Annotated in this window: 22 protein-coding genes; 9 read left to right on the top strand and 13 right to left on the bottom strand. The window is 68.8% G+C overall.

Translation table 11 applies throughout. The annotated features are described in order from the left end of the window. Positions 1 to 75 precede the first annotated feature (75 nt). From rfbA to ACZ5Y9_RS07345, 5 genes are read left to right on the top strand one after another with little or no spacing between them, the layout of a single operon-like run. A complete protein-coding gene (rfbA, locus tag ACZ5Y9_RS07365; RefSeq protein WP_247622902.1) occupies positions 76 to 948 on the top strand; it encodes a glucose-1-phosphate thymidylyltransferase RfbA in 873 nt (290 codons plus the stop codon). Beyond that, positions 945 to 1943, top strand: coding sequence for a dTDP-glucose 4,6-dehydratase (rfbB, locus tag ACZ5Y9_RS07360; RefSeq protein ID WP_464472663.1), 999 nt, complete (start codon positions 945 to 947; stop codon positions 1941 to 1943). The genes rfbA and rfbB overlap by 4 nt, the downstream gene beginning before the upstream one ends. Continuing rightward, positions 1940 to 3361 (top strand): sugar nucleotide-binding protein, encoded by a 1422-nt coding sequence (locus tag ACZ5Y9_RS07355; protein ID WP_247622904.1) that lies wholly within the window; start codon positions 1940 to 1942, stop codon positions 3359 to 3361. Before rfbB ends, ACZ5Y9_RS07355 begins: the two co-directional genes overlap by 4 nt. Positions 3362 to 3365: 4 nt before the next feature. Then, positions 3366 to 4673 (top strand): UDP-glucose dehydrogenase family protein, encoded by a 1308-nt coding sequence (locus ACZ5Y9_RS07350; RefSeq protein ID WP_464472662.1) that lies wholly within the window; start codon positions 3366 to 3368, stop codon positions 4671 to 4673. Beyond that, positions 4670 to 5563 (top strand): glycosyltransferase family 2 protein, encoded by an 894-nt coding sequence (locus ACZ5Y9_RS07345; RefSeq protein ID WP_464472661.1) that lies wholly within the window; start codon positions 4670 to 4672, stop codon positions 5561 to 5563. The genes ACZ5Y9_RS07350 and ACZ5Y9_RS07345 overlap by 4 nt, the downstream gene beginning before the upstream one ends. 7 nt (positions 5564 to 5570) lie before the next feature. On the opposite strand, the gene ACZ5Y9_RS07340 is transcribed toward ACZ5Y9_RS07345, so the two are convergent. The 4 genes from ACZ5Y9_RS07340 to ACZ5Y9_RS07325 all read right to left on the bottom strand — a co-directional run bounded on the left by ACZ5Y9_RS07340 (position 5571) and on the right by ACZ5Y9_RS07325 (position 10739). Then, positions 5571 to 6323, bottom strand: a complete 753-nt coding sequence (locus ACZ5Y9_RS07340; protein WP_247622907.1) for an ABC transporter ATP-binding protein — start codon at positions 6321 to 6323, stop codon at positions 5571 to 5573. 4 nt (positions 6324 to 6327) lie between these two features. Then, on the bottom strand, positions 6328 to 7188 hold the full coding sequence (locus ACZ5Y9_RS07335) for an ABC transporter permease (protein ID WP_247622908.1): 861 nt from the start codon (positions 7186 to 7188) through the stop codon (positions 6328 to 6330). Positions 7189 to 7316: 128 nt separating this feature from the next. Beyond that, positions 7317 to 9554 (bottom strand): hypothetical protein, encoded by a 2238-nt coding sequence (locus ACZ5Y9_RS07330; RefSeq protein WP_464472660.1) that lies wholly within the window; start codon positions 9552 to 9554, stop codon positions 7317 to 7319. A gap of 111 nt (positions 9555 to 9665) precedes the next feature. After that, positions 9666 to 10739 carry a glycosyltransferase gene (locus ACZ5Y9_RS07325; protein ID WP_247622910.1) on the bottom strand — a complete coding sequence of 358 codons (1074 nt, stop codon included), beginning with the start codon at positions 10737 to 10739 and terminating at the stop codon, positions 9666 to 9668. A gap of 118 nt (positions 10740 to 10857) precedes the next feature. On the opposite strand from ACZ5Y9_RS07325, the gene ACZ5Y9_RS07320 reads away from it, so the two are divergent. Beyond that, positions 10858 to 12621 carry a DUF4012 domain-containing protein gene (locus tag ACZ5Y9_RS07320; RefSeq protein WP_464472659.1) on the top strand — a complete coding sequence of 588 codons (1764 nt, stop codon included), beginning with the start codon at positions 10858 to 10860 and terminating at the stop codon, positions 12619 to 12621. Positions 12622 to 12764: 143 nt separating this feature from the next. Continuing rightward, positions 12765 to 13364 carry a hypothetical protein gene (locus ACZ5Y9_RS07315; protein WP_247622912.1) on the top strand — a complete coding sequence of 200 codons (600 nt, stop codon included), beginning with the start codon at positions 12765 to 12767 and terminating at the stop codon, positions 13362 to 13364. A 177-nt stretch (positions 13365 to 13541) separates the two neighbouring features. On the opposite strand, the gene ACZ5Y9_RS07310 is transcribed toward ACZ5Y9_RS07315, so the two are convergent. The 6 genes from ACZ5Y9_RS07310 to ACZ5Y9_RS07285 all read right to left on the bottom strand — a co-directional run bounded on the left by ACZ5Y9_RS07310 (position 13542) and on the right by ACZ5Y9_RS07285 (position 19460). Continuing rightward, positions 13542 to 14996 carry an LCP family protein gene (locus ACZ5Y9_RS07310; RefSeq protein ID WP_247622913.1) on the bottom strand — a complete coding sequence of 485 codons (1455 nt, stop codon included), beginning with the start codon at positions 14994 to 14996 and terminating at the stop codon, positions 13542 to 13544. Next, positions 14993 to 15460, bottom strand: coding sequence for a 5-(carboxyamino)imidazole ribonucleotide mutase (gene purE, locus ACZ5Y9_RS07305; RefSeq protein ID WP_247957597.1), 468 nt, complete (start codon positions 15458 to 15460; stop codon positions 14993 to 14995). The genes ACZ5Y9_RS07310 and purE overlap by 4 nt, the downstream gene beginning before the upstream one ends. 121 nt (positions 15461 to 15581) lie before the next feature. Then, a complete protein-coding gene (locus tag ACZ5Y9_RS07300; RefSeq protein WP_247622914.1) occupies positions 15582 to 16706 on the bottom strand; it encodes a 5-(carboxyamino)imidazole ribonucleotide synthase in 1125 nt (374 codons plus the stop codon). Between the two features lie 94 nt (positions 16707 to 16800). Then, positions 16801 to 17355, bottom strand: coding sequence for a PH domain-containing protein (locus ACZ5Y9_RS07295; RefSeq protein WP_247622915.1), 555 nt, complete (start codon positions 17353 to 17355; stop codon positions 16801 to 16803). 51 nt (positions 17356 to 17406) lie between these two features. Then, entirely contained in the window at positions 17407 to 18174 is a 768-nt protein-coding gene (locus ACZ5Y9_RS07290) for a biotin--[acetyl-CoA-carboxylase] ligase (protein WP_247622916.1), read from the bottom strand. A gap of 2 nt (positions 18175 to 18176) precedes the next feature. Further along, a complete protein-coding gene (locus ACZ5Y9_RS07285; RefSeq protein WP_464472658.1) occupies positions 18177 to 19460 on the bottom strand; it encodes a CDP-glycerol glycerophosphotransferase family protein in 1284 nt (427 codons plus the stop codon). Positions 19461 to 19538: 78 nt separating this feature from the next. On the opposite strand from ACZ5Y9_RS07285, the gene ACZ5Y9_RS07280 reads away from it, so the two are divergent. Further along, a complete protein-coding gene (locus tag ACZ5Y9_RS07280; protein ID WP_247622918.1) occupies positions 19539 to 20609 on the top strand; it encodes a glycosyltransferase family 2 protein in 1071 nt (356 codons plus the stop codon). A 41-nt stretch (positions 20610 to 20650) separates the two neighbouring features. Here ACZ5Y9_RS07280 and ACZ5Y9_RS07275 read toward each other — a convergent pair whose 3' ends face one another. The 3 genes from ACZ5Y9_RS07275 to ACZ5Y9_RS07265 are packed head-to-tail and all read right to left on the bottom strand — an operon-like array spanning position 20651 to position 24997. Further along, complete coding sequence (locus ACZ5Y9_RS07275; protein ID WP_247622919.1) at positions 20651 to 22087, bottom strand: CDP-glycerol glycerophosphotransferase family protein; 1437 nt, start codon at positions 22085 to 22087, stop codon at positions 20651 to 20653. After that, positions 22084 to 23337: a CDP-glycerol glycerophosphotransferase family protein gene (locus ACZ5Y9_RS07270; protein WP_464472657.1), complete on the bottom strand. Its 1254-nt coding sequence runs from the start codon at positions 23335 to 23337 to the stop codon at positions 22084 to 22086. The genes ACZ5Y9_RS07275 and ACZ5Y9_RS07270 overlap by 4 nt, the downstream gene beginning before the upstream one ends. A 46-nt stretch (positions 23338 to 23383) precedes the next feature. Continuing rightward, on the bottom strand, positions 23384 to 24997 hold the full coding sequence (locus ACZ5Y9_RS07265; protein ID WP_464472656.1) for a S1C family serine protease: 1614 nt from the start codon (positions 24995 to 24997) through the stop codon (positions 23384 to 23386). Positions 24998 to 25097: 100 nt separating this feature from the next. Here ACZ5Y9_RS07265 and ACZ5Y9_RS07260 point away from each other — a divergent pair, with 100 nt between their 5' ends. After that, positions 25098 to 26306, top strand: a complete 1209-nt coding sequence (locus tag ACZ5Y9_RS07260; protein ID WP_464472655.1) for an aminotransferase class I/II-fold pyridoxal phosphate-dependent enzyme — start codon at positions 25098 to 25100, stop codon at positions 26304 to 26306. Positions 26307 to 26335: the final 29 nt, after the last annotated feature.

Genomic DNA, 26335 nt, shown 5'->3' with positions numbered 1-26335 from the left:
GCTGCGATCTCGGTGAGCGCACCCCGGGGCGTCCCTGACACGGGCGATCCAGGCTCGGTATGACAACATAGAGGCGTGAAAGGCATTATTCTCGCCGGCGGGTCCGGCACGCGTCTGCACCCGATCACGCTGGGCGTCTCCAAGCAGCTGATCCCGGTCTACGACAAGCCGATGGTCTACTACCCGCTCTCGACGCTGATGCTGGCGGGGATCAAGGACATCCTCGTAATCACGACGCCGCACGACGCTGCGCACTTCGAGCGCCTCCTCGGCGACGGATCGCAGTTCGGTGTGAACCTGACGTTCGCTCAGCAGCCCTCTCCGGACGGACTCGCGCAGGCGTTCACGATCGGCGCGGACTTCATCGGCGACGACTCGGTCGCCCTGGTCCTGGGCGACAATCTGCTCTACGGCCCGGGCCTCGGCAGCCGCCTGCAGCGATTCGAGAACATCGACGGCGGAGCGGTCTTCGCCTACTGGGTCGCGGAGCCCGAGGCCTACGGTGTCGTCGAGTTCGACGCCGAAGGACGCGCGGTCTCGCTCGAGGAGAAGCCCGCCTCCCCCAAGAGCAACTACGCCGTTCCCGGCCTCTACTTCTACGACAACGACGTGATCGAGATCGCTCGCAACCTGGCGCCCAGCGCCCGCGGCGAGTACGAGATCACCGACATCAACCGCGAGTACCTCGAGCGCGGCAAGCTCCAGGTCGAGGTCCTCCCGCGCGGCACCGCCTGGCTCGACACGGGAACGTTCGACCAGATGACCGACGCCGCCGAGTACGTGCGCACGATGGAGCGCCGTACGGGCATGAAGATCGGGATGCCGGAGGAGGTCGCCTGGCGCCAGGGCTTCCTCACCGACGACGAACTGCGCGAACGCGCCGAGAAGCTCGTCAAGTCCGGCTACGGCGCCTATCTGCTCGACATCCTCAAGAGAGGCCACGCATGACCCGTCTGCTCGTCACCGGAGGAGCCGGTTTCATCGGCTCCAACTTCGTCCACCACGTGATCGAGAACACCGAGCACCACGTGACGGTGCTCGACGCCCTCACCTACGCCGGGAACCGACGCTCGCTCGAGGGACTCCCCGAGGATCGGCTCACGTTCGTCCACGGCGACATCACGGATGCCAGCCTGGTCGACGGCCTGTTCGCCGAGACGGATGCCGTGGTGCACTACGCCGCGGAGTCGCACAACGACAATTCGCTGAACGACCCCCGGCCGTTCCTCGACACCAACATCATCGGCACGTACACGCTGCTCGAGGCGGCACGACGTCACGACGTGCGCCTGCACCACATCTCGACCGACGAGGTCTACGGGGACCTCGAGCTCGATGATCCCGAGCGGTTCACCGAGTCGACTCCCTACAACCCCTCGTCGCCGTACTCCTCCACCAAGGCGGGCAGCGATCTGCTCGTGCGCGCGTGGGTGCGCTCGTTCGGCGTCCAGGCGACGATCTCGAACTGCTCGAACAACTACGGTCCGTACCAGCACGTCGAGAAGTTCATCCCGCGTCAGATCACGAACGTGATCCGCGGCATCCGCCCGAAGCTCTACGGTGCCGGGCAGAACGTCCGCGACTGGATCCACGCCGACGACCACTCTTCGGCCGTGCTGACGATCCTCGAGAAGGGCGCGATCGGCGAGACGTACCTCATCGGCGCCGACGGCGAGAAGGACAACAAGTCCGTCGTCGAGCTGATCCTCACCGAGATGGGCCAGCCTGCGGACGCGTACGATCACGTCACCGACCGCGCCGGCCACGACCTCCGCTACGCGATCGACTCGAGCAAGCTGCGCGACGAGCTCGGCTGGGCTCCGCAGTTCTCGGACTTCGAGGCCGGACTCGCCTCGACGATCCAGTGGTACCGCGACAATGAAGCCTGGTGGGCGCCGTCCAAGGACGCCGTCGAGGCGTTCTACGCGGGCAAGGGCCAGTGAGCACCGCGTTCGGGAAGCAGCTCGAACGGATCGAGACGCCCATCCCGGGCCTCGTCGTGTTCGAACTGCCCGTCCACGGGGACTCGCGCGGATGGTTCAAGGAGAACTGGCAGCGCGAGAAGATGCTGGCGCTCGGGCTCGAGGACTTCGGCCCGGTGCAGAACAACATCTCGTTCAACGACGCCGTCGGCACGACGCGTGGCATCCACGCGGAGCCGTGGGACAAGTGGGTCTCGGTGGCGACCGGGCGCATCTTCGGCGCGTGGGTCGACCTGCGCGAAGGACCGACCTTCGGCACCGTGTTCACCACGGAGATCGACCCGTCTCGGGCGATCTACGTCCCTCGAGGCGTGGGCAACTCGTACCAGACGCTCGAGGCCGACACGGCGTACACCTATCTCGTCAACGACCACTGGTCCCCCGATGCGTCGTACTCCTTCCTGAACCTCGCGGACGAGACGGCCGCGGTGGCGTGGCCCATCCCGCTCGCCGACGTCGAGATCTCGGAGAAGGACAAGGCGCACCCTCGGCTCGCCGACGTCACCCCGATCCCGCCGAAGCGCATCCTCGTCCTCGGGGCGTCCGGCCAGTTGGGACTCGCGTTGCGCGCTCGTTTCGGAGACGCCGCCCACATCGAGTACGCCACACGCGACGACATCGATGTGACCGCTTCGGACCTTTCGTCCGCTCGGCGCTGGCGCGACTACGGTCTGATCGTCAACGCCGCCGCGTACACCGCGGTCGACCTTGCCGAGACTCCGGAGGGCCGAGAGCAGGCGTGGGCGGCGAACGCGACCGCAGTCGCCGCGCTCGCCCGTGTCGCCGACGATCACGGCATCACCCTGGTGCACGTGTCGAGCGACTACGTCTTCGACGGAACGTTCGACGGCGCCTACGACGAGAACGCCCCGTTGCGCCCGCTCGGTGTCTACGGCCAGACCAAGGCGGCCGGCGACCTCGCCGCATCCACGGCCTCGCGGCACTACGTCGTGCGCACCTCCTGGGTGATCGGCGACGGAGGCAACTTCGTCCGCACGATGCACTCGCTCGCCGAGCGCGGAATCGACCCGCGGGTCGTGGGCGACCAGTTCGGGCGCCTCACCTTCACCGCGGACATCGCGGACGCGATCGCGCACCTCTACGCATCGGATGCCGCCTACGGCGTCTACAACGTGACCGGATCGGGCGATGCCCGGTCCTGGGCCGAGATCGCTCGCGAGGTCTTCCGTCTCGGCGGCCACGACCCCGAGCGCGTCACGGCCGTCAGCACGGAGGACTACTTCGCCTCGGCCACCGCGCCGGTGGCACCGCGTCCGCGGAACAGCCGTCTGGACCTGACCAAGATCATCGCATCGGGCTTCACGCCCGCTCCGGCAGAAGAATCCCTGCGCGCGTACGTCGCAGGCCTGAAGGGTTGAGGGAATGAAGCTCAGCGTCATCGGTTGCGGATACCTCGGGGCCGTTCACGCGACCGCGATGGCCTCCCTCGGCCACGAGGTGGTCGGGATCGACGTCGACGAGAACCGGATCGCGATGCTCGCATCGGGGAAGGCTCCGTTCTTCGAACCCGGTCTCGACGATCTCCTCACGAAAGCGCGTGACCGGGGAACGCTGACGTTCTCGACGGACTTCGCCGCCGCGTCCGACGCGACCGTGCATTTCGTCGCCGTCGGGACCCCGCAGCGCGCCGACGGTGACGGGGCGGATCTGCGCTACGTCGACAGCGCGATCGCGTCGCTGACGGCGGTGCTCTCCCCCGGCGACCTCGTGGTCGGTAAGTCCACCGTCCCAGTGGGTACCGCCCGGCGGCTCGCGGACGCGATCCGACCGACCGGCGCACGGTTGGTCTGGAATCCGGAGTTCCTCCGCGAGGGCTTCGCCATCCAGGACACCCTCGAGCCCGACCGCCTCGTCTACGGCGTCGAGAGCGATGATCTCTCGTCCGCTGACGTCGCCGTACTCGACGAGATCTATCGGCCGGCGATCGATGCAGGAACCCCGCGCGTCGTCACCGACTACGCCACGGCAGAGCTCGTCAAGGTCTCGGCGAACGCCTTCCTGGCCACCAAGATCTCCTTCATCAACGCGATGGCCGAGATCGCCGAGGTCACGGGTGCGGATGTCACCCAGCTCGCCGATGCGATCGGCTTCGATGCCCGCATCGGCCGTCGATTCCTGAACGCCGGTATCGGATTCGGCGGCGGATGCCTGCCCAAGGACATCCGCGCCTTCGCCGCGCGCGCCGAGGAGCTCGGCGTCGGTGAGTCGGTCCGTTTCCTCCACGAGGTCGACGCCATCAACCTGCGCCGTCGTCAGCGCGTGGCGGATCTCGTTCTCGGCGCGCTCGATGGCCCCGCGGACGGTCGGCGAGTCGCGGTTCTCGGGCTTGCGTTCAAGCCCGACTCCGACGACACGCGCGATTCGCCGGCGCTCGACGTCGCCCGTCGTCTGCATGCGGCAGGCATCGAGGTGCGGGCGTTCGACCCCGCCGCCAATGAGACCGCGCGTCGAGTGGCCCCCGACCTCGCCTATGCCGATTCCGCGCTCGCTGCGATCGCCGATGCGGAGGTCGTCGTCGTGGCGACGGAGTGGCGCGAGTTCCGCGATCTCGACCCCGAGGCGGTGTCGTCCGCGACGTCCGCCAGGATCATCGTCGATGCGCGCAATTGCCTCGACCCCGAGGCCTGGCGTGCGGCCGGATGGACCTATCACGGTATGGGCCGGCCGTGAGCGCCCCGCGCGTCAGCATCGTCGTCCGGACGAAGGATCGACCCGACTTCCTCGCGCGCGCCCTCTCGAGCATCACGGGGCAGTCCTTCGAGGGCTGGGAGGCGATCGTCGTCAACGACGGCGGGAACCCCGAGAAGGTCGCCGCTCTCGTCGCCGGGCTGCCGCGTGCGGCCGATCGCGACCGCATCCGCGTCATCGACCACGACGAGTCCCGTGGACGTTGGGTCTCGGCGAACGCCGGAGTCCTCGCGGCCGCAGGCGAGTTCCTCGTCCTGCACGACGACGACGACTCCTGGCACCGAGACTTCCTGACACGGGCGGTGGAGTACCTGGATGCCCGTCCCGATCGCCAGGGTGTCGTCTCCCGCATCGAGATCGTCTGGGAGCGCGAGGAGAACGGGCACTTCGTCGTGGACGAGCGTGAAGAGTTCCAGGCGCAGCTCACCGCGCCCCTGCTCACGGACACCCTCCTCTTCAACCGCTTCGTTCCGATCGGTTTTCTCTACCGGCGCTCCCTGCACGCGGAGCTCGGCCTGTACGACGAGAAGCTTCCCGTCGTCGGGGACTGGGACTTCAATCTCAAGGTGCTCTCCCGCGGTCCTCTGGAGTACCTCGGCGACCAGCCGCTGGCATACTGGCATCAGCGTCGGGGGGCGACGGGCAACGCGGCGAACAGTGTCGCCGGTGCCCGCGGCGATCACGCGAAGTACGACGCGAGCATCCGCGACGACGCCCTCCGGAGCTGGGTCGAGAGCAACGGCACGGGGCTCGTGCTGTATCTGACCAAGTTCATCGACCAGCGCTTCGTGGACGTCGAGAACGGGATCCGCGCAGAGATCGTCGCCTCGTCGTTCTGGCGCCGCGCCCTGCGTCGCGTGCGTCGCCGCTGACGGCGACTCAGGCCTTCAGGAAGTCCACGGCCTCGTCGATCGGTCCGTCGAAGACCTTCTTGCCCTTCGCGATCACGATCCCGCGAGAACACAGCTGCTTCACCATGTTGCTGTCGTGACTCACGACGAGCATCGTCACGCCCCGGCCGGTGAGCTCCTGGATCTTCTTCGCGCACTTGGCGCGGAACGGCGCATCACCGACGCTCAGCACCTCGTCGACGAGGAGCGTGTCGAGCTTCACGTGGATGGCCACGGAGAACGCCAGGCGCATGAACATGCCGGAGGAGTAGTGCTTGACCTCCTGATCGATGAAGTCGCCGATCTCCGAGAACGCGACGATGTCGTCGAACTTCTCGTCGGTCTCCTTGCGCGACATCCCGAGGATCGCCGCGTTCAGGTACACGTTCTCGCGTCCGGAGAGATCCGGATGGAATCCCGCACCGACCTCGATGAGTCCGGCGACGCGACCACGGGTGAGGACCCGCCCCGAGTCCGGCTCGAGAACGCCGGACACCAGCTTGAGCGTGGTGGACTTGCCCGAACCGTTCATACCCAGGATCGCGACGGACTCGCCCTCGCCCACCTGGAAGCTGATGTCGTCGAGCGCGACGAAGTGGTCGGTGCCGACCTTCTTGCGCTGGATCCAGCCGATGAACGCCTCTTTAAAGGAGTGCGAATTGCGACGGAGGAAGAACTTCGATGCGCTCTCGACGATGATCGTGGGCGGCGTCGAGGTCTCGACGGTGATCAGATCTTGCATGTGCTCACAGGTCCTGGGCGAAGCTGCGCTCGAAGCGCCGGAAGACGGTCTGACCGACGACGAGCATGATCAGGCTGATCAGGCACGCCGCCAGCGCGTAAATCATGAAGTGCGGCGGGAGTCCGGGCGTCGACGACGCGGTCGGCGCCCAGAATCCCAGATGGAAGAACTCGACAGCCACGGTGAGCGGGTTCGACATGTAGATGTGGAACAGCCAGGGCGGCATCTTGTCGATCACGAGCGTCCACATGTAGAGAACCGGTGACGTCCACGTCGAGAACATGCGGATGATCTCCACCAGGTTCTGAGCGTCTCGGAAACGCACATTGATACCGCTGAAGAACAGTCCCAGGCCCGTCGCGAACACCAGGACCAGCAAGACCCCTCCGAGTACCGCTGCGATCCCGATCAGCGATGGCGTCCACCCCAGGAAGAGGCAGATCACCAGGAGCACGGCCACCTGAGGGAGGAAATGCACGAACGACACGATGATCGCAGCCACGGGGAAGAGTTCGCGCGGCAGATAGATCTTGCGCACCAGCGCCCCGTTGTCGACGATCGAGTTCGTCGCGTTGCCGAAGCCCTCGTTGAAGAGGTTGATGATGACGATCCCCGAGAACAGGTAGATCGCGAAGTTGTCCACATCCCGATGCGCGTTGAGGATGATCCCCATCACGAAGTAATAGACGGCGAACTGCGACAGCGGCTTGACGTACGACCAGGTCCATCCGAGTACCGAATTGCGGTAACGCGTAGCCGTCGCCTTGCGAACCAGCAGCCGGAGAAGATAGCTACGCCGGAAGACGTCGATGACTCCGCGGCCACGTCCGGGGGACTGATACAAGTTCGCGTCGACCGTGCTCACCTGACTACCACCACGCCTCCTCGTCGCACGACCGGGCAGGCGTGCATAGCGCCTTCCATCGTAGACGGTCCGGCTGTGAGGAACCGGCACAACGGCGCTCCTCCACGCTGTGCCGCGCGCGAGAGACCTCAGCGAAGAGGAAGCGTCGCGCAGTTATCCGCGGAGAGAACCATGGGGGTGAGTCCCGTGGGATCGCCGACTCTGGTGAACACCCCCGCCTTCGCGGAGTAGACCACGCTGTTGCAGCTGACCACGTTGCTGACCGTGCCCGCACGCGGTATCGACGCCGCGACAGCATCGGAGATCGTCACCGCGGCGCGCGGGAGTCCGAGATCATCCGCCGTCGTCCAGGAGCTCAGATAGATCAGTCGCCCGGCATCTGCCAGGTAGACCCGCCCGTCACCGGCGGTGGTCACGAGTCCGATATCGGTCCGGATGGGAGCACCCTTCGGGAGCGTCGCGAGGTCGGCGGGGGCCAGGGACACGAGGCGCGTCGGACCGGTGCCCCTCAAAGCTGCCAGAGTGCTCTGGTTCGCGACGTGGCGGAAAGTTCCCCCGTCCGCGACGTACACCGCCGTGTCATTCGTCGCGCGGACGAAGAGCGGGCCTGCGGCATCGTCGCCGACCTTCAGCAGGGCGCACGTGCGACTGTCCGGAGTCACCGAGACGAAGCCACCGGACGAGGGTGTGCGGTACAGCATCCCCCCTGCGGTGAAGTAGGTCGCCGAATTGCACTCGACATAACGACCGAGGTTGGCGCGACCGGGGTACTGGGCGATCCACGGAGTCGGAACCGACTTGAGCACATTCGTCGACAGCCCCAGGCTCGTCACATTGCCGAAGACCGGGACGTAGATCAACTGGCCGTCCGAAGACGGCAGGAAAACACGGTCTGAGCCCGCCACGGTGATGAGCTGCCCGGGCACGAAGCGCGTCGGCCGTACCGAGAACTTCGCAAGATGAGTCGCCGGCATGGTCGCAGCGTAGAGCGAGGCGTTCTGTCCCCACGACGACATCGCAGCGGCGTTCTGATACGGCACGAGGTCATTGCCTTCGATCGCGAAGATGCGGGTATCGCCCCTCACGTTCGCCCGCGTCGTCATCTCGGGGCCGCTTCCAGGCCGCGTGAAGTCGTCGGAATCGAAGGTCGTGAGCGAGGCGCAGCTCCCCTTCCATTTCGCGACCAGATCACAGCTCGCGAAGCGATGGGTCTTTCCCCCATTGAGATAGGCGACAGTGCCCGACGATCGGTCGCGGAGGAACAGTGAGGCGGTTCCCCCCTGACCGAGTGACGCGATATGGGCGTTCACCGTGGCCTCGGGATTGCCGTAGGCGGCCTTGTACTCCGGCCAGACATCGGCGGTGATGTGATACGCCGTGCCGTTGGAGATCGCGTAGATGTCCTTGCCGACGTTGACGATGGGGCCGTCCGGGTACTTGATGCCCTGCGTCGACCCGAACCAGTCGGTGAAGTAGTTGTAGAAGTTGCGATTGCCGTAGGCGGAGCATCCGTCGCCGGTGCCGTATCCGGCACGGAGCGCAGCCGCGTTCGGCTGGTAGGGCGTGTAGTAGTAGAGCGCCGACGTCGCCTTGTTCGCGACGTACACCGGAGAGGATCCGCAGTTGGCGTTGGGGTTGTAGAGGATGTTCCAGGTCTTGCCCGGGGCGTACCACTGGAACCAGCGCCCCTCCATGTAGATCTGCATCTGACGCGCGGCGCCGTAGATCTGGTGGAAGAAGCCGATGTAGTTGGGGTCGCACGGAGCGGTGTCGGGGCAGCCCTGGCCCAGCGCGATGTTGTATCGCCATGCGCTCGGCCACGTGTGGGTGATGAGGCCCTGCTCCTTCTGGAGCATGACGATCAGAACCTGCGGGTTGATGTTGCACGCCTGCGAGACGCGATAGATGATCCGCGCCGCCGACTCGTTCGCAGCTCCCGAGTACCCGCTGCAGTACTGATCAGCCGGGCGCGTGACCGACGTGATCTTGAAGTCCTTGAGGCACACGATCGGCTTGCCGTTCTCGTCGGTGCCGCCCAGGCATCTCGACACCTTGCTGTTGAAGAACGCCTGGATCTGCGCCTCGGTCATCGTGCTCTTATTGGTGAACACGGCGTCGCTGATGATGTTTCCCGGATTGAAGCCCACGAGCGTGGACTTGACGATGCCGGATGCCGCAGGGTCTCCCACGATCTGTGAGACGGCGTTCGACACCGTCGTCGCCGCGGGGGCCGCGACAGGGGCAGCCGCGGATGCCGCACCGGCCGGGAGCACGGTTCCGGCGACAACAGCGGTGACAGCGAGGAAACAAGTGAGGAGACGGGTGATCTTCCGGTTGTTTCGCGAGCGTGGGGCACGTCGAGACATGTGACCAGTGTGACGGAAGTCACGTGATGATGCCACTGTTACGGAATATCGGCTACCGCGTGTCGGCGTGTCCCTCCGATCCGAAGGCACCTCCCAGGCGCGGCCCCACCGTCACAGATCCGCGTGCAGACCCCACACGCGCTCGGCCGATCCGGCCCACGAGAACGCCCGCGAGCGGTCCGCCGCGAGCACCGAGAGTCGCGCTCCTTCGCCCCCGGTCGCGGTCTCGACCGCTTCGGCCAGGTCACCCGGGTCGACGAGCAGCCCGCCGTCGGCGAGCACGTCCCGGTGCGTTCCCGAGTCGACGCCCACCACCGGTACACCGAGACGCATCGCCTCCACCGCACGCCAGGGCCAGGCGGCGGTCGGACTGCTCGCGACGTAGGCAGCGGCTCCGGCGAGCACGGCGGCGCGGTCGGACGTGTCGAGGGCACCCCGGACGTGCACGCGCGACTCGGCCAGTCCCGCGGAGGACGCGATGTCGGAGTAGCGGGGCTCCGTCCCCTCCGCCGCATCCAGCACCACGGCGTGCGCCCCGGCCGCCAGCGCGCCGCGGAATCCGTCGGAGACCGAGTCCCAGGTGCCGTGCACGACGACGTAACGTTCGGGCAGGGAGAGCCCGCCGCGCCGCTCGGCGGCGTCGAACGGCGGAACGAAGCCTTCGGGCGCCGCCCCCGCGATCACGCGCACACGATCTCCGACACGGGCGATCTCCTGGATCCGTTGCGCGATCGTGTGCGTCGGCACGACGACCGCATCCGCATGTTTCGCGGCTCGGCGCAGCATCGCCTTCTGCCACGCGACCGCGGCGCGGGACAGGCTGTCCGGCGCGTCCCACGCCTCGAGACCCCAGACCGTCACGGTCGTCTGATCGTTGTCGTGGGTGCGGTCGTGCCGCACCAGCGGTGCCATCAGCGTCGGCGAATGGATCAGTCCTCCACCGGCGCCGGCGGCGATCCCGAGCTGCCACGACGCCGCCAGTTCCCGGCGGGCCAGTCCGAGGGTCCGCACCTCGGTGATGCCGGGGAGCGTCACCTCGCTGCCCGCGGCGACGATCGCTTCGACGTCGCACCCCGAGGGGGCTGTCGCGACGAGTCCGCGTGTGAGTTCGATCGCGGCGGCAGCGTGATCCGGGTCGACCACCTGCACGAGCTGATCCAGAACCACACGCAGTCGAGCACCCATGCGCTCAGAGTATCTCCGTCGACCGCTTCCGGCCCGGAGGACGCCGACGCGTCGCACGGACTGACAGCGTTCGCTCAGCATCCTCGCCCGCACCCCGCGTTCATGCTTGAATGCTCACGTGAGCGACGGGCGACTTCCACGACGGCGCCGATGGGTGGGGTGGACCGTCGGCATCGTCCTGACGCTCCTCGTCCTCGCCCTCGGCTGGGTGACGATTCGAGGGATCGGGGCGGTCGACAACCTGACGCACGTCGCCGAGCAGTCCTCGGATCTGAAAGCGGCGATCGCGGAGGGTGACCTCGACAGGGCCGCGGACGTGTCCGGCAGCATCGCCCGGCACGCGGCATCCGCGAACGACCTCACCTCCGACTTCGTGTGGCAGGGTTTCGCGGCCGTGCCGTTCGTCGGCCCCAACTTCCGCGCGGTGAGCGACATCGCCGCCATCGCCGACAGCGTAGGGACGGACGCGCTCACACCGCTGCTCGACGTCGCCGCCGAGGTCGATCTGGCGAGCCTCGGCCTCTCCGGGGGCGCGATCGACCTGGCCCCGTTCGCCACGATCCGGGAGCCGCTCGCGGAGGCTTCGAGCGTGCTCGATGAGGCGCTCGCACGAGCGGAGGGCATCGATGCCGATGCCACGCTCCCTCCACTGGCGGATGCCGTGCGAGAAGTGCGTACCAACGTCACCGAGGCCGCGACCGTGGTCGGCACATTGAACGGCGCCGCGATCCTGCTCCCCACGATGCTCGGCGGCGAAGGCCCCCGCACCTACGTCCTCGCGATGCAGAACAACGCCGAACTCCGCTCGTCCGGCGGCATCATCGGGTCGATCGCCCTGTTGCGGGCCGAGAACGGCAGGATCTCCCTGGAGCGGCAGGCGTCCACTCTGGACTTCCCGCCGCTGACGGATCCGCTCCCCCTGAGCGACAGTACGATCGCCCTCTTCGAGGACGGCCCCGGCCGCTATCTGCAGAATCTGACGAGCATCCCGGACTTCGCCGAGGCCGGCCCCGCCATCGCCGCCCGCTGGGAGGGCGTGTTCGGTGGCCCGGTCGACGGGGTGATCGCGGTCGACACGGTCGTCGCGAAGCACCTGGTCGACGCGATCGGCGAGCTGAGCTTCGGTCCGTTCACCGCGACCTCGGAGAACGTGGTGAGCATTCTGCTCTCGGAGATCTACGCCGCGATCCCCGACCCGGTCGTCCAGGACCAGGTGTTCGCCCAGGCCGCGACCGGTCTCTTCGGCGCGGCACTCGCGGGCGGCGATCCCCGAGCGCTTCTGGGAGCGCTCGCGACATCGGCGGACGAGGGACGGGTCCGCATCTGGAGCGCGCACGAAGACGAGCAGAGCGTCCTCGCCGCCTCGACGGTCGGAGGCACGCTCCCGGTCGACACGGATGCCGGGACGCACGTCGGCGTCCTGATCAACGACACCACCGGCGGAAAGATGGACTTCTACGCGCACGCCACGGTCTCCACGGCGATCGGCAGCTGCGCGGGCACGCCGACGACGCAGGTGAGCGTGACGTGGACGAACGAGGCGCCGGCGGATGCCGCGACCGCTCTTCCCCCGTACGTCACGGGCGGTGGGAACTTCGGCGTCGACCCGGGCAGCACCCGCACCCTGCTCGCGATCTACGGCCCGGAGGGGGCGACGCTGTCGCGCGCCGATCGCGACGGCGAGGAGGAGCCCGTGCAGACCGCGCTCCTCGGGACGCGCTCGGTCGTGCAGCACGACGTCCTCCTGGCGCCGGGCGAGTCCACCACCGTCACCGTGCAATTCCAGGGAGACGGTGCAGGAGAGCGCATCGACTCGGTCGTGCAGACGCCCACGATCGATGCGCCGACGGCGACACGCGAAGAACTGCGCTGCACCTCGTGACTTTCTCCCCGGGATGGGGTACCGTCATCTCACTGGGGAATATCTGGGCTCTAAGAACCTGCCGTGGGGGCAGGGAGGGTCCACACAGTCGGATGCAGGGGTGTATCCGGGTGTGATTCCGCGTGAAATTCTGGGGAAACATCATGCTGAAGAAACTGGCTGCTATCAGCCTTGCCGCTGGCGTCATCATTCTCGCCGCGCCGACCGCCGCCTCCGCGGCGCCGTCCGACTCCTATGCCGACAAGCCGAGTGTGACGGTCAACGACCCGATCATCGACATCTGCGACGTCTCGACCATCGTCTTCGGGGCCGGATCGTTCCAGCCCTCCGAGGTCGTCGGCGTCTCCGTCTCCGGCCTCCGCGCCGAAGAGTCCGAGATCTCGGGCAACACCGCCGCTGCCGACGGTAGCCTCACGGTCTCGTTCCGCCCGCCGTCCGGCGGCTCCGGCGCGTATGCGATCACGTTCACGGGCGCGGGTGCCAATGCCGCGGCTCGAGCGGCATCGGTCGCCGGCATCGGCCAGTACACCGCCGTCATCACGGTCAGCGGCACGTCGAGCTGTGCCCACGACCCGAGCATCGCGGCTGCAGGCACCGAACTGCCGCTCTCGGGTGACGGTTCCATCGAACTCGCGCTCACCGGTGGAAGCATCTCGCCCTGGGTGATCGGCGGCGGCGCTGCGGCACTCGCGGTCGGCGGTGGCCTCGTGGTCATCGGAGCCGCCCGCCGCAAGCGCGCCTAGATCTGATCGCCGCCTCGTGCGGCGGTCGACTGGACGACGGTGATCCCTCCCCCTCCGATCACCGTCGTCTGGCGAATCCGGTGATACACCGGAAGCCCACGGCCTCCTCCACACTCTCCCGAGGAGGCCGTGGGCACATTCATGCCCGGGGCCGAACTTCCGCCGTCACCCTCCGCGTCAGGGAGCGGGAGTCGGCGTCGGCGTCGGCGGGTGAAGCGCCTGCTGGATCATCTCGTGGATGTAGGCGTAGTCCGGCTGGAACTCGTCGACACCCTGCTCCGGGGTGAGCTCGATCGTGTTCACCGGAAGCTCCTTGGCCTTCATCATCAGGTCGAAGAACTCCGGCAGCTTGTCCTGCGGAAGGTCCGTGCTGATCAGCGCCGTACCGGCCGCCGCCACCTCATTGAACCGGGTCAAGACGGTCTGTGGGGTGAACTGCGCGAGGATCGCCGCCTGCAGCTCACGCTGTCGCTTCATACGATCCCAGTCGCTGGTCGTGTACCGGGACCGCGCGTACCACTGCGCCGTGTCGCCGTCCATGTGCTGCGCGCCGGGCTCGATCCACCCGATCGCCCACTCGTTCACGTCCGTCCCGTGCCAGCCCTCGGGCGGTCCGCCCTTCGGCAGACGCTCCGTCACGGTGATGTCGACACCGCCGAGTGCGTCGACCAGATCGGCGAAGCCGTGCATGTCGACGAAGACGTAATAGGGGATCTTGATCCCCAGCACACCCTCCGCGGCATCCTTCGTCGCTTCGATGCCGGGCTCGGATCCCTGAGCCTGCGCATTCGGGTACAGACCCGTGCCGTTGTCATCGCGGCACACCTCGGCGGCGTTGCGGACGTGGTTCATCCATCCGTTCCACCCGCAGCTGGACGAACCGTGACCCTCGAATCCGTTCGGGTAGAGCTCCTGCATCGGGCTGCCCTCGCTGAACGGTGCATTCGGCAGCTCGCGCGGGATTCCGGTGATCGTCACCGCTCCGGTGTCGGCATTGACCGAGACCACCGAGATGCTGTCGAAGCGCATGGAGTCGCGGCCGTCACCGCTGTCGGCGCCGAGCAGCAGGATGTTGTAGTAGCCGTCGTCGGGCGGGAGGCTCGGTCCGCTCTGCCCGAAGATCGAGCTGATCGTGTTGCGGGTCGATCCCACGACCGTTGCCGCATAGGCCGCTCCCCCGCCGACGAGCCCCAGCAGGATCAGTGCGACGACCGGGATCGCGAACCGGGATGCCGTCGGCACCTTCACCAATCGCACCATGCGGAGCACGTCGAAGGTGAGCACGGCCCAGAGCACCACGTACACGACGAGGAGGATCTGCACGAGCGTGAGAATGAGAGCGGAGAACCATCCCGCGCCTACGGTCAGCCACAGCAGCACGGGGCGCGCGAAGAGCGCCAAACCCGCCGCGACGATCACGAGGAGCCAGGCGAGCAGGGTCGCCCGCAGACCGATGCGTCCCAGTCGACGGTTGCCCGCGACGATCTGAGCGGAACCGGGGATCAGCACGTTCAGCGCGACCAGCCACCAGCCGCGCTTCGCCATCGCCCCCTCGTCGGTGGAGTCCGGGTGCCGCATGGGCCGGGTCTCGATCAGCGGCCGCCCACCCGCCCGCGGTGGCGCGAGGGTCACAGGGAGTCCTTCAGCCGTTCGTTCTTGGCCTCGACCTGGGCCTCGAGCTCGCGGGCGTAGTCCTCGACGCGGTCGGCGAGAGCCTCATCAGCGGTCCCGAGGATCCGAGCGGCGAGCAGACCGGCGTTGCGCGCTCCCCCGATCGATACCGTGGCGACGGGGATGCCCGCGGGCATCTGCACGATCGACAGCAGCGAATCCATTCCGTCGAGGTAGGCGAGCGGCACGGGCACACCGACCACGGGCAACGGCGTCATCGAGGCGAGCATGCCCGGCAGATGGGCCGCGCCGCCGGCGCCGGCGATGATGACACGGATGCCACGGGCACGAGCCTCGCGGGCGTAGCTCATCAGCTTGTCCGGCGTGCGGTGCGCCGACACCACCTCGACCTCGTGCGCGATGCCGAAGTCGGTGAGCGCCTGGGACGCGTCGCTCATGACGCGCCAATCGGAGTCGGATCCCATGACGACGCCGACCAGGGGCGCGGCGGAGGAGTGCAGTGGCTCGGTCACCAGAACAGGCTACGGTCTGGTGCTGGAGATTGCCCCCACGGCACGCGGCCGAGCGGCACCCTCGTCCGGCGAATCAGGCGAAATGCGCGGCCGCGGCGCGCGCGACGTAGACCGCGTCGTCGAGATCGCTCGACGACACGTTCACGTGGCCGACCTTGCGCCCGGGCCGCGGATCCTTGCCATAGGTGTGGATCTTCGCCTCGGGGTGGGCGACCATCGCGCTCGCGAAGCGCTCCCCGAGCCCTCCCTCGGCGGGACCGCCGAGGATGTTGACCATGACCGACCACGGTGCGCGCGGGGCGGTGCTGCCGAGGGGGAGGTCGGCCACGGCGCGCAGATGCTGCTCGAACTGCCCGGTGACGGCGCCGTCCTGGCTCCAATGACCGCTGTTGTGGGGGCGCATGGCCAGCTCGTTCACGAGGATGCGCTCGTCGTCGGTCTCGAACAGCTCGACGGCGAGCATCCCCGTCACACCGAGGCCCTCGGCGATGCGGACGCCGATGCTCTCGGCCACCTCGACGAGGCGCTCGGCGGCCGCCGGTGCCGGCGCGATCACCTCGGCGCAGACGCCATCGCGCTGCACGGTCTCGACGACCGGATAGGCCGCGATCTCACCGCTCGGGCGGCGCGCCACCTGCTGCGCGAGTTCGCGCACGAAGGGCACCAGCTCCTCGACCAGCAGAGCTTCGCCCGCGGGCACGGCGGCGAACCAGTCGCGGGCATCGCTCGCGGCACGGACGACGCGCACACCCTTGCCGTCGTACCCGCCGCGCGGCGTCTTGACGACGCCCTGGCCGTCGTGGGCGTCGAGGAAGGACTGCAGCTCCTGCTCGGAGGCGACCGCAGCCCAGTCGGGCTGGGGCACTCCGAGGTCCGCCAGGCGCGCGCGCATGACCAGCTTGTCCTGGGCGAACTGGAGGGCGTCGGGGCCCGGGTGCACGGCCACGCCATCGGCGACGAGGGCGCGCAGGATGTCCTGCGGCACGTGCTCGTGGTCGAAGGTGACGACGTCGACGTCGGCGACGAAGGCGCGCACGGTCTCGAGATCGTGATAATCGCCGACGGCGGTCGCGGCGAGCTGGGCCGACATCCCCTCGCCCTCGGCGAGCACTCGGAGATCGAGCCCCAGTTCGACCGCCGGAGCGATCATCATCCGAGCCAGCTGTCCGCCGCCGATCACGCCCACACGCAAAGCCATGTGCCGTCTCCCTTTCGTCTCGACCATTCTCGCGCATCGTCATCGATGCGGATGACATCTCGAGACCTCGGGCGCACGGTAGTGCGGGCGCGCGTCACGCGGATGCGAAGCCCTCGGTGCCGGTCTGGGCGTCGCGGTGGGCGAGGATCTGACTGACCTCGATCTGATCGGCCAGGGTCTCGTGCACGAGAGTGACGTTCGGCACGTTGACCAATCGCAGCGGAGCGTCGACACCGTTGGAGAGCGTGATCGTCCCCGTGCCCCACATCCGCTGCAGCGGTCCGCGGCGCACTCCGATCGTGTACCCGCGGGCGTGCGACATCTCGCGGCGGTTGCGCGCGCCCACACCGCCGTGGACGATCACCCGCCGGGTCGTCACCGTCGTCGAACGTGCGAGCCACACCGTGAACGGAATCACGACGAGCAGCAGCACCACGCCGCCGGCGGCGGACAGCAGCATCCAGTTCTCGAACGGCGCCGGAAGGTTGTCGTAGAAGTAGGCGGTCGCCCCGAAGGTGGCCACCAGCACGAGCGCGGACCAGAAGAGGCGACGGGCGTGACCGCGGAAGCGTGCGATCAGACGCTCCTCAGACGGCGCACCGGGCGGCGGCATCATCGGCCGACCGCTGAGCGTCACAGGCTGCGTCACCCCACCATTGTGCCCGTGATCTCCGACATCGACGCGCGGGCGGGCGGCGTGTCAGTCCGCGAGAGGGCGCACGTGCACGACGTCACCGGCGGAGATCGGATGATCCACCCCGCCGTGACGCACCACGAGACGCCCCTCGTCGTCGAGCTCGCGCGCGATGCCGTCGAGCGTCCGCTCCCCCGGCAACGACACCCGCACGGTGCGACCGAGGGTCGTGATGCGCTCCGTCGCCACATCGTGCAGGCCGCTGGAGACCGCGTCGTCGGCCTCGGCGAGAGCCGCGAGGTGCGCGTCGAATCCCCGGAGGTAGTCGGCGAGCAGCCGATCCTCATCGGCGGCGGCCCCCTCCACGGCGAACGATGTCGCGGTGGGCACGGGCAGCTGTTCCGCCGTCATGGCCGTGTTGACGCCGGCGCCGACGATGATCGCATCCGACGTCGCCTCGGCGAGGATGCCGCAGATCTTCCGCTCGTCGACGAGCACGTCGTTCGGCCATTTCACGCCCACCGCACGCGCGGGCAGCTGTGCGGCGACGGCATCCGCCATCGCGATCCCCGCGATCAGAGGGATCCAACCGCGGAGCGCCGGTTCCACCGAGACGCGCACGACGACCGAGATCGCCAGCGCCGCCCCGTCGGGAGCCGTCCAGACGCGATCCAGCCGTCCGCGACCGGCGGTCTGGTTCCGTGTGATCAGGGTCGACAGGTGCGGCCAGCCGAGCGGATCCTCGGCGAGCAACCGCAGATCGGCGTTCGTGGATGCCGACGCCGGCACGTACTCGATCCGGGGGGCGACGTCTCGCGCGAGCGGGAGATCCATGGTCAGATCTCCTCCTCGTCGCCCTCTTCGTCATCGTCGTCGAGATCCGGCCGCACGGCACCCATCTCGTGCGCCTCCCAGTCGTCCCACTTGGCCATGAGCTGTTCGATGCCCGCGTGGAACTTGGCCGTCGCGGCGCCCGGAGTCGTGTCACCGAAGTAGTGCTGCACCCACATGCGCAGACGCGCGATCGCCGCATCGTCGGCGCGGACCCGCTCGACCTCCGACACGATGTCGGCGGCGGCATCCGCGGTCAGCCACTCGCAGTCCGAGAGGTAGCCCGTGGTGTCGATCGAGGCGCGCTCGTCGACCGGACGCGTGATCATCAGGGGCTTGCCCGAGGCCAGGCGGTCGTAGACCATCGCAGAGATGTCGACGACCGCGACATCGGCGGCCGACAGCTGCCACCCGAGCTCGGGGCCGTCGTCGTACACGTGCTGAGCGCGCGGGTCGGTGGCGTTCGCCGCGGCGATCGCGGCGATGATCCGACGGTGCGCCGCCCCGTACTCGTGGTCGACGACACCGCTGCGCGGGTGCGGCCGGTAGATGACGCGGTGCGATCCGGTCGCCAGGAGTGCCGACACCAGCCGCTCTCCGTGCGTGGCGATCGACCCGTAGTGCGCGCTCGGTCGGTCGCCCTCCCAGGTCGGCGCATAGAGCACCACGGTGCGGCCGTCCGGCGTGAAGGGGAGCTCACCCGAATAGTGATCGGCCTGCGGACGGCCGATCTCGATGGTGCGCCGATCGACGTCGTAGGCCCAGAGAGTGCGCGAGAGACGGTCACGCGCCGCCTGACCCGCCACCATCGCGTAGTCGTACGCCTTGTACTGGTTGGTGGTCATGTACATCTTGTCGGACTCGCCGTGGTTGATGAACACGTGCCACCGGCGTCCGTACCGGAACATCTGGAAGTTGCGGGTGTTCTGGTTGACGTACAGCACGATGCGGATGTCGTGCTGCGCGACGAACTTCTCGAGATTGCGCACGGTCGGCACGAACGCGACCGGAGGGGCGTCCTCGGCGAGCAGCTTCTCGGCGCCCGTCGCCTGCCGCGCGAGCACGACGACCGGCCAGCGCTTCGACAGCTCGGCGAGCGGCCGGTACCACTGCCGCATCTGGTACATGTTCACCGCACCGTCGGCGAAGTAGACGGCGATCTTGAAGTGCCCTTCGGGGAACTGCTCACTGACCGCGAGGCTGCGGCGCACGCGCTGCACGGCCGTCCTCGACGCGACCGCCCGCTTCAGCAGACGGTACGCCTTCTTCGCGTCGGAGATCGCACCCATCCCTCCAGGATACCGAGCCGGGAGCGGGGCCGAGATCTCGATCAGCGAACGTCCGACGCCCCATGACATGATCGACGGATGCAGCATGACGATTCGCACGCGCCGCCCGTCGGGGTCTCCTTCGTCATGCCCGTGCTGAACGAACGCGGGTATCTGGAGCACGCTGTGCAGTCCGTCCTCGCCCAGGATCTCGACGTTCCCGTCGAGCTGATCCTCGCCCTCGGGCCCTCGACCGACGGAACGACCGAGATCGCGAACCGACTGGCCGCCGACGACGAGCGCATCCGCCTCGTCGACAACCCCGCCGCGCACATCCCGGTGGGCCTGAACGCGGCGATCCGCGCGGGCCGGTACTCGACCGTGATCCGCGTCGACGCGCACTCGGAGCTCTCCCCCGGCTACGCCGCTCGTGCCATGCAGACCCTCGAGCGCACGGGCGCGTCCAACGTCGGCGGCGTGATGCACGCCGAGGGCCGCGCACCGTTCCAGAAGGCCGTCGCACGCCTCTACAACTCCCCCGTCGGCCTCGGAGGCGGCGCCTACCACGGCGGCGCGCACGAGGGGGAAGCAGAATCCGCGTACCTCGGCGTGATGCGCCGCGAGGTCCTCGACGAGGTCGGTCTCTTCGACGAGACGATCCGACGCGGCGAGGACTGGGAGCTCAACCTCCGCATCCGCCAGGCCGGTCATCGAGTGTGGTTCGACCCCACCCTCGCCGTCACGTACTGGCCCCGCGAGAGCTGGGTGCGCCTGGCGCGCCAGTTCCGCGCGACCGGCGCCTGGCGCGGAGAGCTCGTGCGGCGATTCGGGCGGCGCAACGGCATCCGCTTCTTCGCCCCGCCGGTTCTGGTGCTGCTCACGATCGTCGCGGTGATCGTCGGCATCCTGCAGCTCACCGGGGTGCTCAGCGGCCTCGCCTCACTCATCGCCTCGATCGTCTACGCCCCGCTCGCGGCCTACGCGCTGCTCGTCGTCGCCGTCGCCGCCGCACCGGGCGGTGGCGGCATCCGACAGCGGTTGTGGACGTTGCTCGTGCTGCCGACCATGCACCTGGCCTGGGGCTGGGGTTTCCTGGGCGGCGTTCTGCGTGGAGCCGGCGACACCGTCGATGCCTCCCGCCTGGGCACCCGCAACACTCCGCTGCCCTGACCTGCCCCGGCCATGGCGGGCCGAGGACCTGCGGCCGCGGGTCAGGCCGTCAGGAAGCCCTGGTCGAGGATGCGGTCGACGACGCGCTCGGCCGCTCGCCCGTCATCGCGAGCGTTGAACTGACGCCGCCATGCGTCGTAGCGCTCGGCGTACACCTGCTCGTGGTCGGGCGCGGCGAGCGCGCGCACGAGCTCGTCCTGACTCCCCACGAGCGGCCCGGGAGCCCGGGCGCCGAGATCGAAGTAGAACCCGCGCAGGGTTCCGCGGTAGTGCTCGATGTCGGGCACGAGGAAGTACATCGGCTTGCCGGTGACACTGAAATCGAACATCACCGAGGAGTAGTCGGTGATGAGGGCGTCAGCCGCCAGCAGCAGCTGGGCCGTCTCGGGATAGCCGGTCACATCGATCACGCGCGCGCCGGCGTGGTCGCGTCCGGAATCCAGCGTGCGGGAGTGCCCGCGCACGAGCACGACCGCATCGGTCTGCTCGGCCAACCGCTCGGCGTCGACGAAGTCGACCATCTCGGTGCGGTCGTCGCGCCACGTCGGCGCGTACAGCAGCACGCGCTCCTCGGCTCCGATGCCGAGCGCTGCGCGGATCACGGCCGGATCGGTGGTCGTGAGCGCGTCGTTGCGAGGGTATCCCTCGACCCAGATCGGACGCCCGAAGAACGCATACGCCTTCTTGAGGATGCGCTCGGCGTAGGTGTTCTGCGCGAGCAGCACGTCCCAGCGCCGTGATTCCTTGACGACGGCCGCCATCCGTCGCGGGTCGAATCCCGGACGATGCAGCGCGAGCCGCTTGAGCGGAGTCCCGTGCCAGGTCTGCAGCACCTTCTGGCCGGGCTTGCGGGCGAATCTCCGGCGCAGCCAGTCGTTCACGACGAGCAGGCGCGCCGCTCCCCGAGCGTGCCACCACTCGGGGCTTCCCTCGACCACGGCGATCGCCCCCTCCGGCACGGGGACCGAGAAGTCCACCACGCTCCAGTAGCGACGGACGTCGGGGGCGCGCTTCGCGATCTCGCGGTCGATCGCCTGCGGATTGCACCCGACGCTCCGGCCGTAGAAGCTCTCGAAGAACACCGCATTCTCCGTGCCGCCCGCCTGGGCGACGTAGCGCTCCTCGAGCGTCGCCTGCCCCTCGGCGGTCTCGTAGATGGGATCGATCGGCGCCGCGATGCGCACGGTGTCGCCGGTGACCTCGACGCGGAGCCCGGGCAGCAGCACCGGAGCGACGTCGATGTCGTCGAACGCGGTGTCGGCAACCGTCAAGCGATACTCGCCGGCGGGAAGCGGGAGTGCGGGGCCACCCCACCGGGCGGCCTGCAGCGCGAACACCGCCTTCCAGCTCTTCCCCCCACCCGACAGCCGGGCGTCGACCCGCGCACGCGGGCCGACCAGCTCGGCGTGCGCCGGGCGCGGTCCGGTTCCTGCGATGACCAGCGTCTGCGCCGACTCATCGATCCGGGCCGTTGTCATACTGCTCCCTTCGGTGCGCGGATTCCCCGCGCGCGGATCGCACCATAGACCCGCTCGGTGTTTCGGCCGTCGCGGAAGGCGTGCATCTCCGCGCTGAGCGTAGCGGAACGGGCGGCCCGCTCGGTGAACGCCGCCTCGTCGGACAGCAGCCCCTCGAGCTGCTCCAGCACATCCGGCCAGGAGGACGCGGAATCCGCACCCGCGACGTCGCGGAAGCGACCGTAGAAGCCGCGTGAGTGCGCGTACTCCTCCGCGTCGGGCGCGAGGAAGAGGACGGGCATCGCCAGGAGTCCGACGTCGTAGGCGAGAGACGAATAGTCGGTGATCAGCACGTCGACGGCAGGCAGCACCGGGGTCACGTCCGCGAGCACGGAGGAGCCGAGCATCCGCACCCGACGGCTCGGCAGAGGCGGGACGTACCCTCCTTCGCCGAGCGGATGCGATCGGATGATCAGGGTCGCATCGCGCTCTTCGAGCACTCGGACGATCCGCACCCAGTCGTCGGCCGAGGGGACGGCGGGGTCGGCCGCACCGTCGCGCCAGGTGGGCGCGTACAGCACCACGCGAGACGCTTCGGCCAGGCCTTCGAGCGCCGTGCGCAGTCGGGCGGATGCTCGTGCGCGACGCTCCTCCGGCGATCCCTCCGAGAGCACATCCACACGCGGCTCCCCGGTGACGACGACGCGGTCGCTCGGCAGCCCGAACGCCGACTCCAGGCGCCCGCGCGAGCGATCGGAGGCGGCCGGGAGCACGCGGATCCTCTGCGCGGCGGCCCGGTACAGGATCGCGATGGCCCGCCGCAGGATCGCGGACCCCGGGACGTTCGGAACCTGGGTCGTCGCCGGCGAGTCGAGTCCGATGCGCTTGAGGGGGATGCCGTGCCAGAGCTGGACGATGAACCCGCCCCCGTCGGCGTACCGGTTGATGTCGCCGAGACCGTGCGTGACGACGAGGACCCCGGCGCGTGCGGTCGCCCACCAGCCACGGATGCTCGATCGTCGGAGCGTGCGGATGCCGAGCGTCGCCGCCTCGTCGTCCTCCCGCTGCGATCGGGTCAGCCAGACCGCCTCGTGGCCCTGCGCGGTCGCGTAACGGTGGAGGGCGAGCGCGCCGTCACCGATCCCGGCACCGCATCCGAACACCCAACGATCGCCGCGCGGTACGACGAGCGTGCCGAGGCGCCCTGCGAGGGAGAGCGGGATCCTCAGCAGCTTGGCCGCATTGCCGGACCCGAAAGAGAAGGACGCCACCCCGCGAGCCTATCGCGGAGGTGGCGTCCTTCTCGGGGCGGTGGGATCAGCCGGCGAGTTCGCCGAGCGTCACCTCGATCTGGTACTCCTTGCCGCCGCGGATGTAGGTCACCTTCGCGTCGCTGCCCCCGGCAGCGGCGCGCACCTGGGCCGTGAGGTCGCTGGCGCTGGTGATCGGCACGCCGTTGAAGGCGGTGACGATGTCGTCGGCCTTGAGGCCGCCGGCCGCCGCCGCTCCTCCACTGGTCACGTCGGCGATGTACGCCCCTGCGACATCCGCGCCCTGCACGGAGGCCGCATCCTGCACCGACGCCCCGAGCAGGCCGTGCGTGGCCGCACCGTCGGCGATGATCTCTTCGGAGACGCGCTGGGCGATGTTCGACGGGATCGAGAAGCCGAGGCCGATCGACCCGGATTCCTCCGACGATCCGGAGCTGGCGATCGCGACGTTGATGCCGATCAGTTCGCCCTTGCTGTTGACGAGGGCACCGCCGGAGTTTCCGTGGTTGATCGCGGCGTCGGTCTGGATCACGGCGATCGAGATCGACTCCGACGTCTGCTGCTGGCCGTTGCCGGGCAGATCGAACTGGAACGGACCCTGCTGGCCGTCCTGCTGACCGTCCTCGGGCGCCTGTTCCTGCGGGGCGTCCTCGCTGGACGAGTCCGGCAGTGCGGAGGACGCGATCTGGATGCTGCGGTTCAGCGCGCTGACGATGCCGGTGGTGACCGAGTTCGACAGTCCGAGCGGCGCGCCGAGTGCCACGGCCGTGTCGCCGACGTTCAGCTCGGACGAGTCCGCGAACTCGATGGGCGTGAGATCGGTGGCATCGGTGAGCTTGATGACCGCGAGGTCGTAGATGGGGTCGGTGCCCACGACGGTCGCCGAGTAGATGCGACCGTCGGAGGTCGTCACACGGATCGTGGGGTCGGCGACGGCACCGCCGAGCGTCACCACATGCGTGTTGGTGAGCACGTAGCCGTCGTCGCTGATGATGACTCCGGAGCCGCTGCCGGCCTCGCTGGCGCCGGCGACCTCGATCGTGACCACCGACGGCAGCGCCTTGGTGGCGACGGCCGTGGTCTCGTTCACGGAGCCGGGGTTGTTGACGGTGACCGTCTGCGGGCCCTCTGCGACACCGCTCGAGGGTGTGGTGCCGACGGCGTTCCAGATCGCGCCGCCGCCGAAGCCCGCGACGCCTCCGACCAGTGCGGCGGCGACCACGATGGCCGCGAGGCGCACGCCGCCGCGCGGCTTGGCCTCCTTGGTCTTCACGTGCGGATCGGCCGGTGCGTCACCGAGGCCGAGCGGCGCGTTTCCGCCCAGGGGAACCGTGGGCTGGGTGTGGGCGGCGCCGGAGTGGAGGCCGAACGCGGCTCCCTGCGACGTGGCAGTCGAGCCAGCGAACTGCTGCGCGATGGCCGGAGCGATCACGGGCGCGGGGGCTGCGGGAGCGGGCGACGCGAACGTCGAGGGCACCTGGTGTCCCGCGGCCGGCTGCGGCGCGGGAGCGGACTCTGCGGCCACGGGGGCGGCGGGCTCCGCGGCCGGCGCGGCGGGGATGTCAGCGGCGGCCTGCGGCGCCGAACGGTCGGCGACCTCTGCTGCCTCGGTGGACGGCACGTCGGGTGCCGAGTGGTCGGGGGTGTTGTCTTCGTTCATGGTGTGTGCTCCTTCAACAACGCCCTCTCAGAGTGCTCTCCGAGTCTGTGCGTTTCATATGGCGAAGGTGAGTTTCCCTTATGGCCATAGCCTGTTCTTCATGAGTGTCATCACCGGTGCATGGCGGCGCACAGCGGCGGGCGCGGGCCTGCTCTCGCCCGACGGGGCCGTCGCGCCCACCATCTTCGCAGAGATGTCGGCCCTCGCGGCCTCGACGGGAGCGATCAATCTCGGGCAGGGATTCCCCGACGAGGACGGCCCGGCGGAGGTTCTCGAAGCCGCCAGGCGGGCGATCGCCGATGGGGTGAACCAGTACCCGCCCGGTCGGGGCACCGCCGATCTTCGACTCGCCATCGCCGAGCACCACAAGCGGTTCTACGGCCTCGACGTCGATCCGGACACCGAGGTGCTCGTCACGGTCGGAGCGACCGAGGCTCTCACGGCGACGCTCCTCGCCCTGATCGACGGTCCGGAGGACGAGGTCGTCGTCTTCGAGCCGTACTACGACTCCTACGCGGCCGCGGTCTCTCTCGCCGGAGGCACGCTGCGCACCGTGCCGCTGCGCGTGCCGGACTTCCAGCCGGACCTCGACCGGTTGGCGGATGCCGTCACCGACCGTACGCGGATCATCCTCGTGAACGATCCGCACAACCCGACCGGCACGGTGTTCGGCGCGGACGTGCTCACCGAGATCGTTCGCCTCGCCGAGCGGCACGACGCACTCATCGTGACGGACGAGGTCTACGAGCACCTGGCGTTCCGTGCCCGGCACATCCCGGTCGCGACACTGCCCGGCGCGGCGGAGCGCACGCTGACGATCTCCTCGGCGGGCAAGACCTTCTCGGCCACCGGGTGGAAGGTCGGCTGGATCCACGGTCCCGCCGCACTGATCACCGCCGTGCTCACCGTGAAGCAGTTCCTCACCTACGTCGGGGCCGCCCCCTTCCAGCCCGCCGTCGCGGTCGGGCTCCGCCTGGGAGACGCCTTCTTCGCGGATGCCGCGGCGACGCTCGCCCACAAGCACGACGTACTCGGTGCCGGACTGCAGGCCGCGGGTTTCACCGTCTTCGCCCCGCAGGGCGGGTACTTCACCCTCGCCGACGCCACGGCGGTCGGCGGCGCCGATGGTGCGGAGTTCTGCCGCACCCTGCCCGAGCGCTTCGGCGTCGGGGCGATTCCGCTGGCTGCTTTCCTGCCGCCGGCGCACCGCGCCGACCCGGAGTACGCGGGCATCGTGCGCTTCGCCGCCTGCAAGAAGGTGTCGGTCATCGACGAGGCCGTCTCGCGCCTGGCGCGCCTGCGGGACTGAAGGCTCTCCCAGCGGCCCACGGGAGCCGA

Source organism: Microbacterium sp. T3-8, from assembly GCF_055398145.1.
This window is presented reverse-complemented; position numbering and strand designations above follow the sequence as displayed.

Bases quoted from the DNA above. Each gene is read 5' to 3' on its own strand.
- rfbB (WP_464472663.1), top strand. From the start codon at position 945: ATGACCCGTCTGCTCGTCACCGGAGGAGCCGGTTTCATCGGCTCCAAC.
- ACZ5Y9_RS07350 (WP_464472662.1), top strand. From the start codon at position 3,366: ATGAAGCTCAGCGTCATCGGTTGCGGATACCTCGGGGCCGTTCACGCG.
- ACZ5Y9_RS07340 (WP_247622907.1), bottom strand. From the start codon at position 6,323: ATGCAAGATCTGATCACCGTCGAGACCTCGACGCCGCCCACGATCATC.
- ACZ5Y9_RS07330 (WP_464472660.1), bottom strand. From the start codon at position 9,554: ATGTCTCGACGTGCCCCACGCTCGCGAAACAACCGGAAGATCACCCGT.
- ACZ5Y9_RS07325 (WP_247622910.1), bottom strand. From the start codon at position 10,739: ATGGGTGCTCGACTGCGTGTGGTTCTGGATCAGCTCGTGCAGGTGGTC.
- ACZ5Y9_RS07315 (WP_247622912.1), top strand. From the start codon at position 12,765: ATGCTGAAGAAACTGGCTGCTATCAGCCTTGCCGCTGGCGTCATCATT.
- purE (WP_247957597.1), bottom strand. From the start codon at position 15,460: ATGGGATCCGACTCCGATTGGCGCGTCATGAGCGACGCGTCCCAGGCG.
- ACZ5Y9_RS07300 (WP_247622914.1), bottom strand. From the start codon at position 16,706: ATGGCTTTGCGTGTGGGCGTGATCGGCGGCGGACAGCTGGCTCGGATG.
- ACZ5Y9_RS07290 (WP_247622916.1), bottom strand. From the start codon at position 18,174: ATGGATCTCCCGCTCGCGCGAGACGTCGCCCCCCGGATCGAGTACGTG.
- ACZ5Y9_RS07285 (WP_464472658.1), bottom strand. From the start codon at position 19,460: ATGGGTGCGATCTCCGACGCGAAGAAGGCGTACCGTCTGCTGAAGCGG.
- ACZ5Y9_RS07280 (WP_247622918.1), top strand. From the start codon at position 19,539: ATGCAGCATGACGATTCGCACGCGCCGCCCGTCGGGGTCTCCTTCGTC.
- ACZ5Y9_RS07275 (WP_247622919.1), bottom strand. From the start codon at position 22,087: ATGACAACGGCCCGGATCGATGAGTCGGCGCAGACGCTGGTCATCGCA.
- ACZ5Y9_RS07265 (WP_464472656.1), bottom strand. From the start codon at position 24,997: ATGAACGAAGACAACACCCCCGACCACTCGGCACCCGACGTGCCGTCC.
- ACZ5Y9_RS07260 (WP_464472655.1), top strand. From the start codon at position 25,098: ATGAGTGTCATCACCGGTGCATGGCGGCGCACAGCGGCGGGCGCGGGC.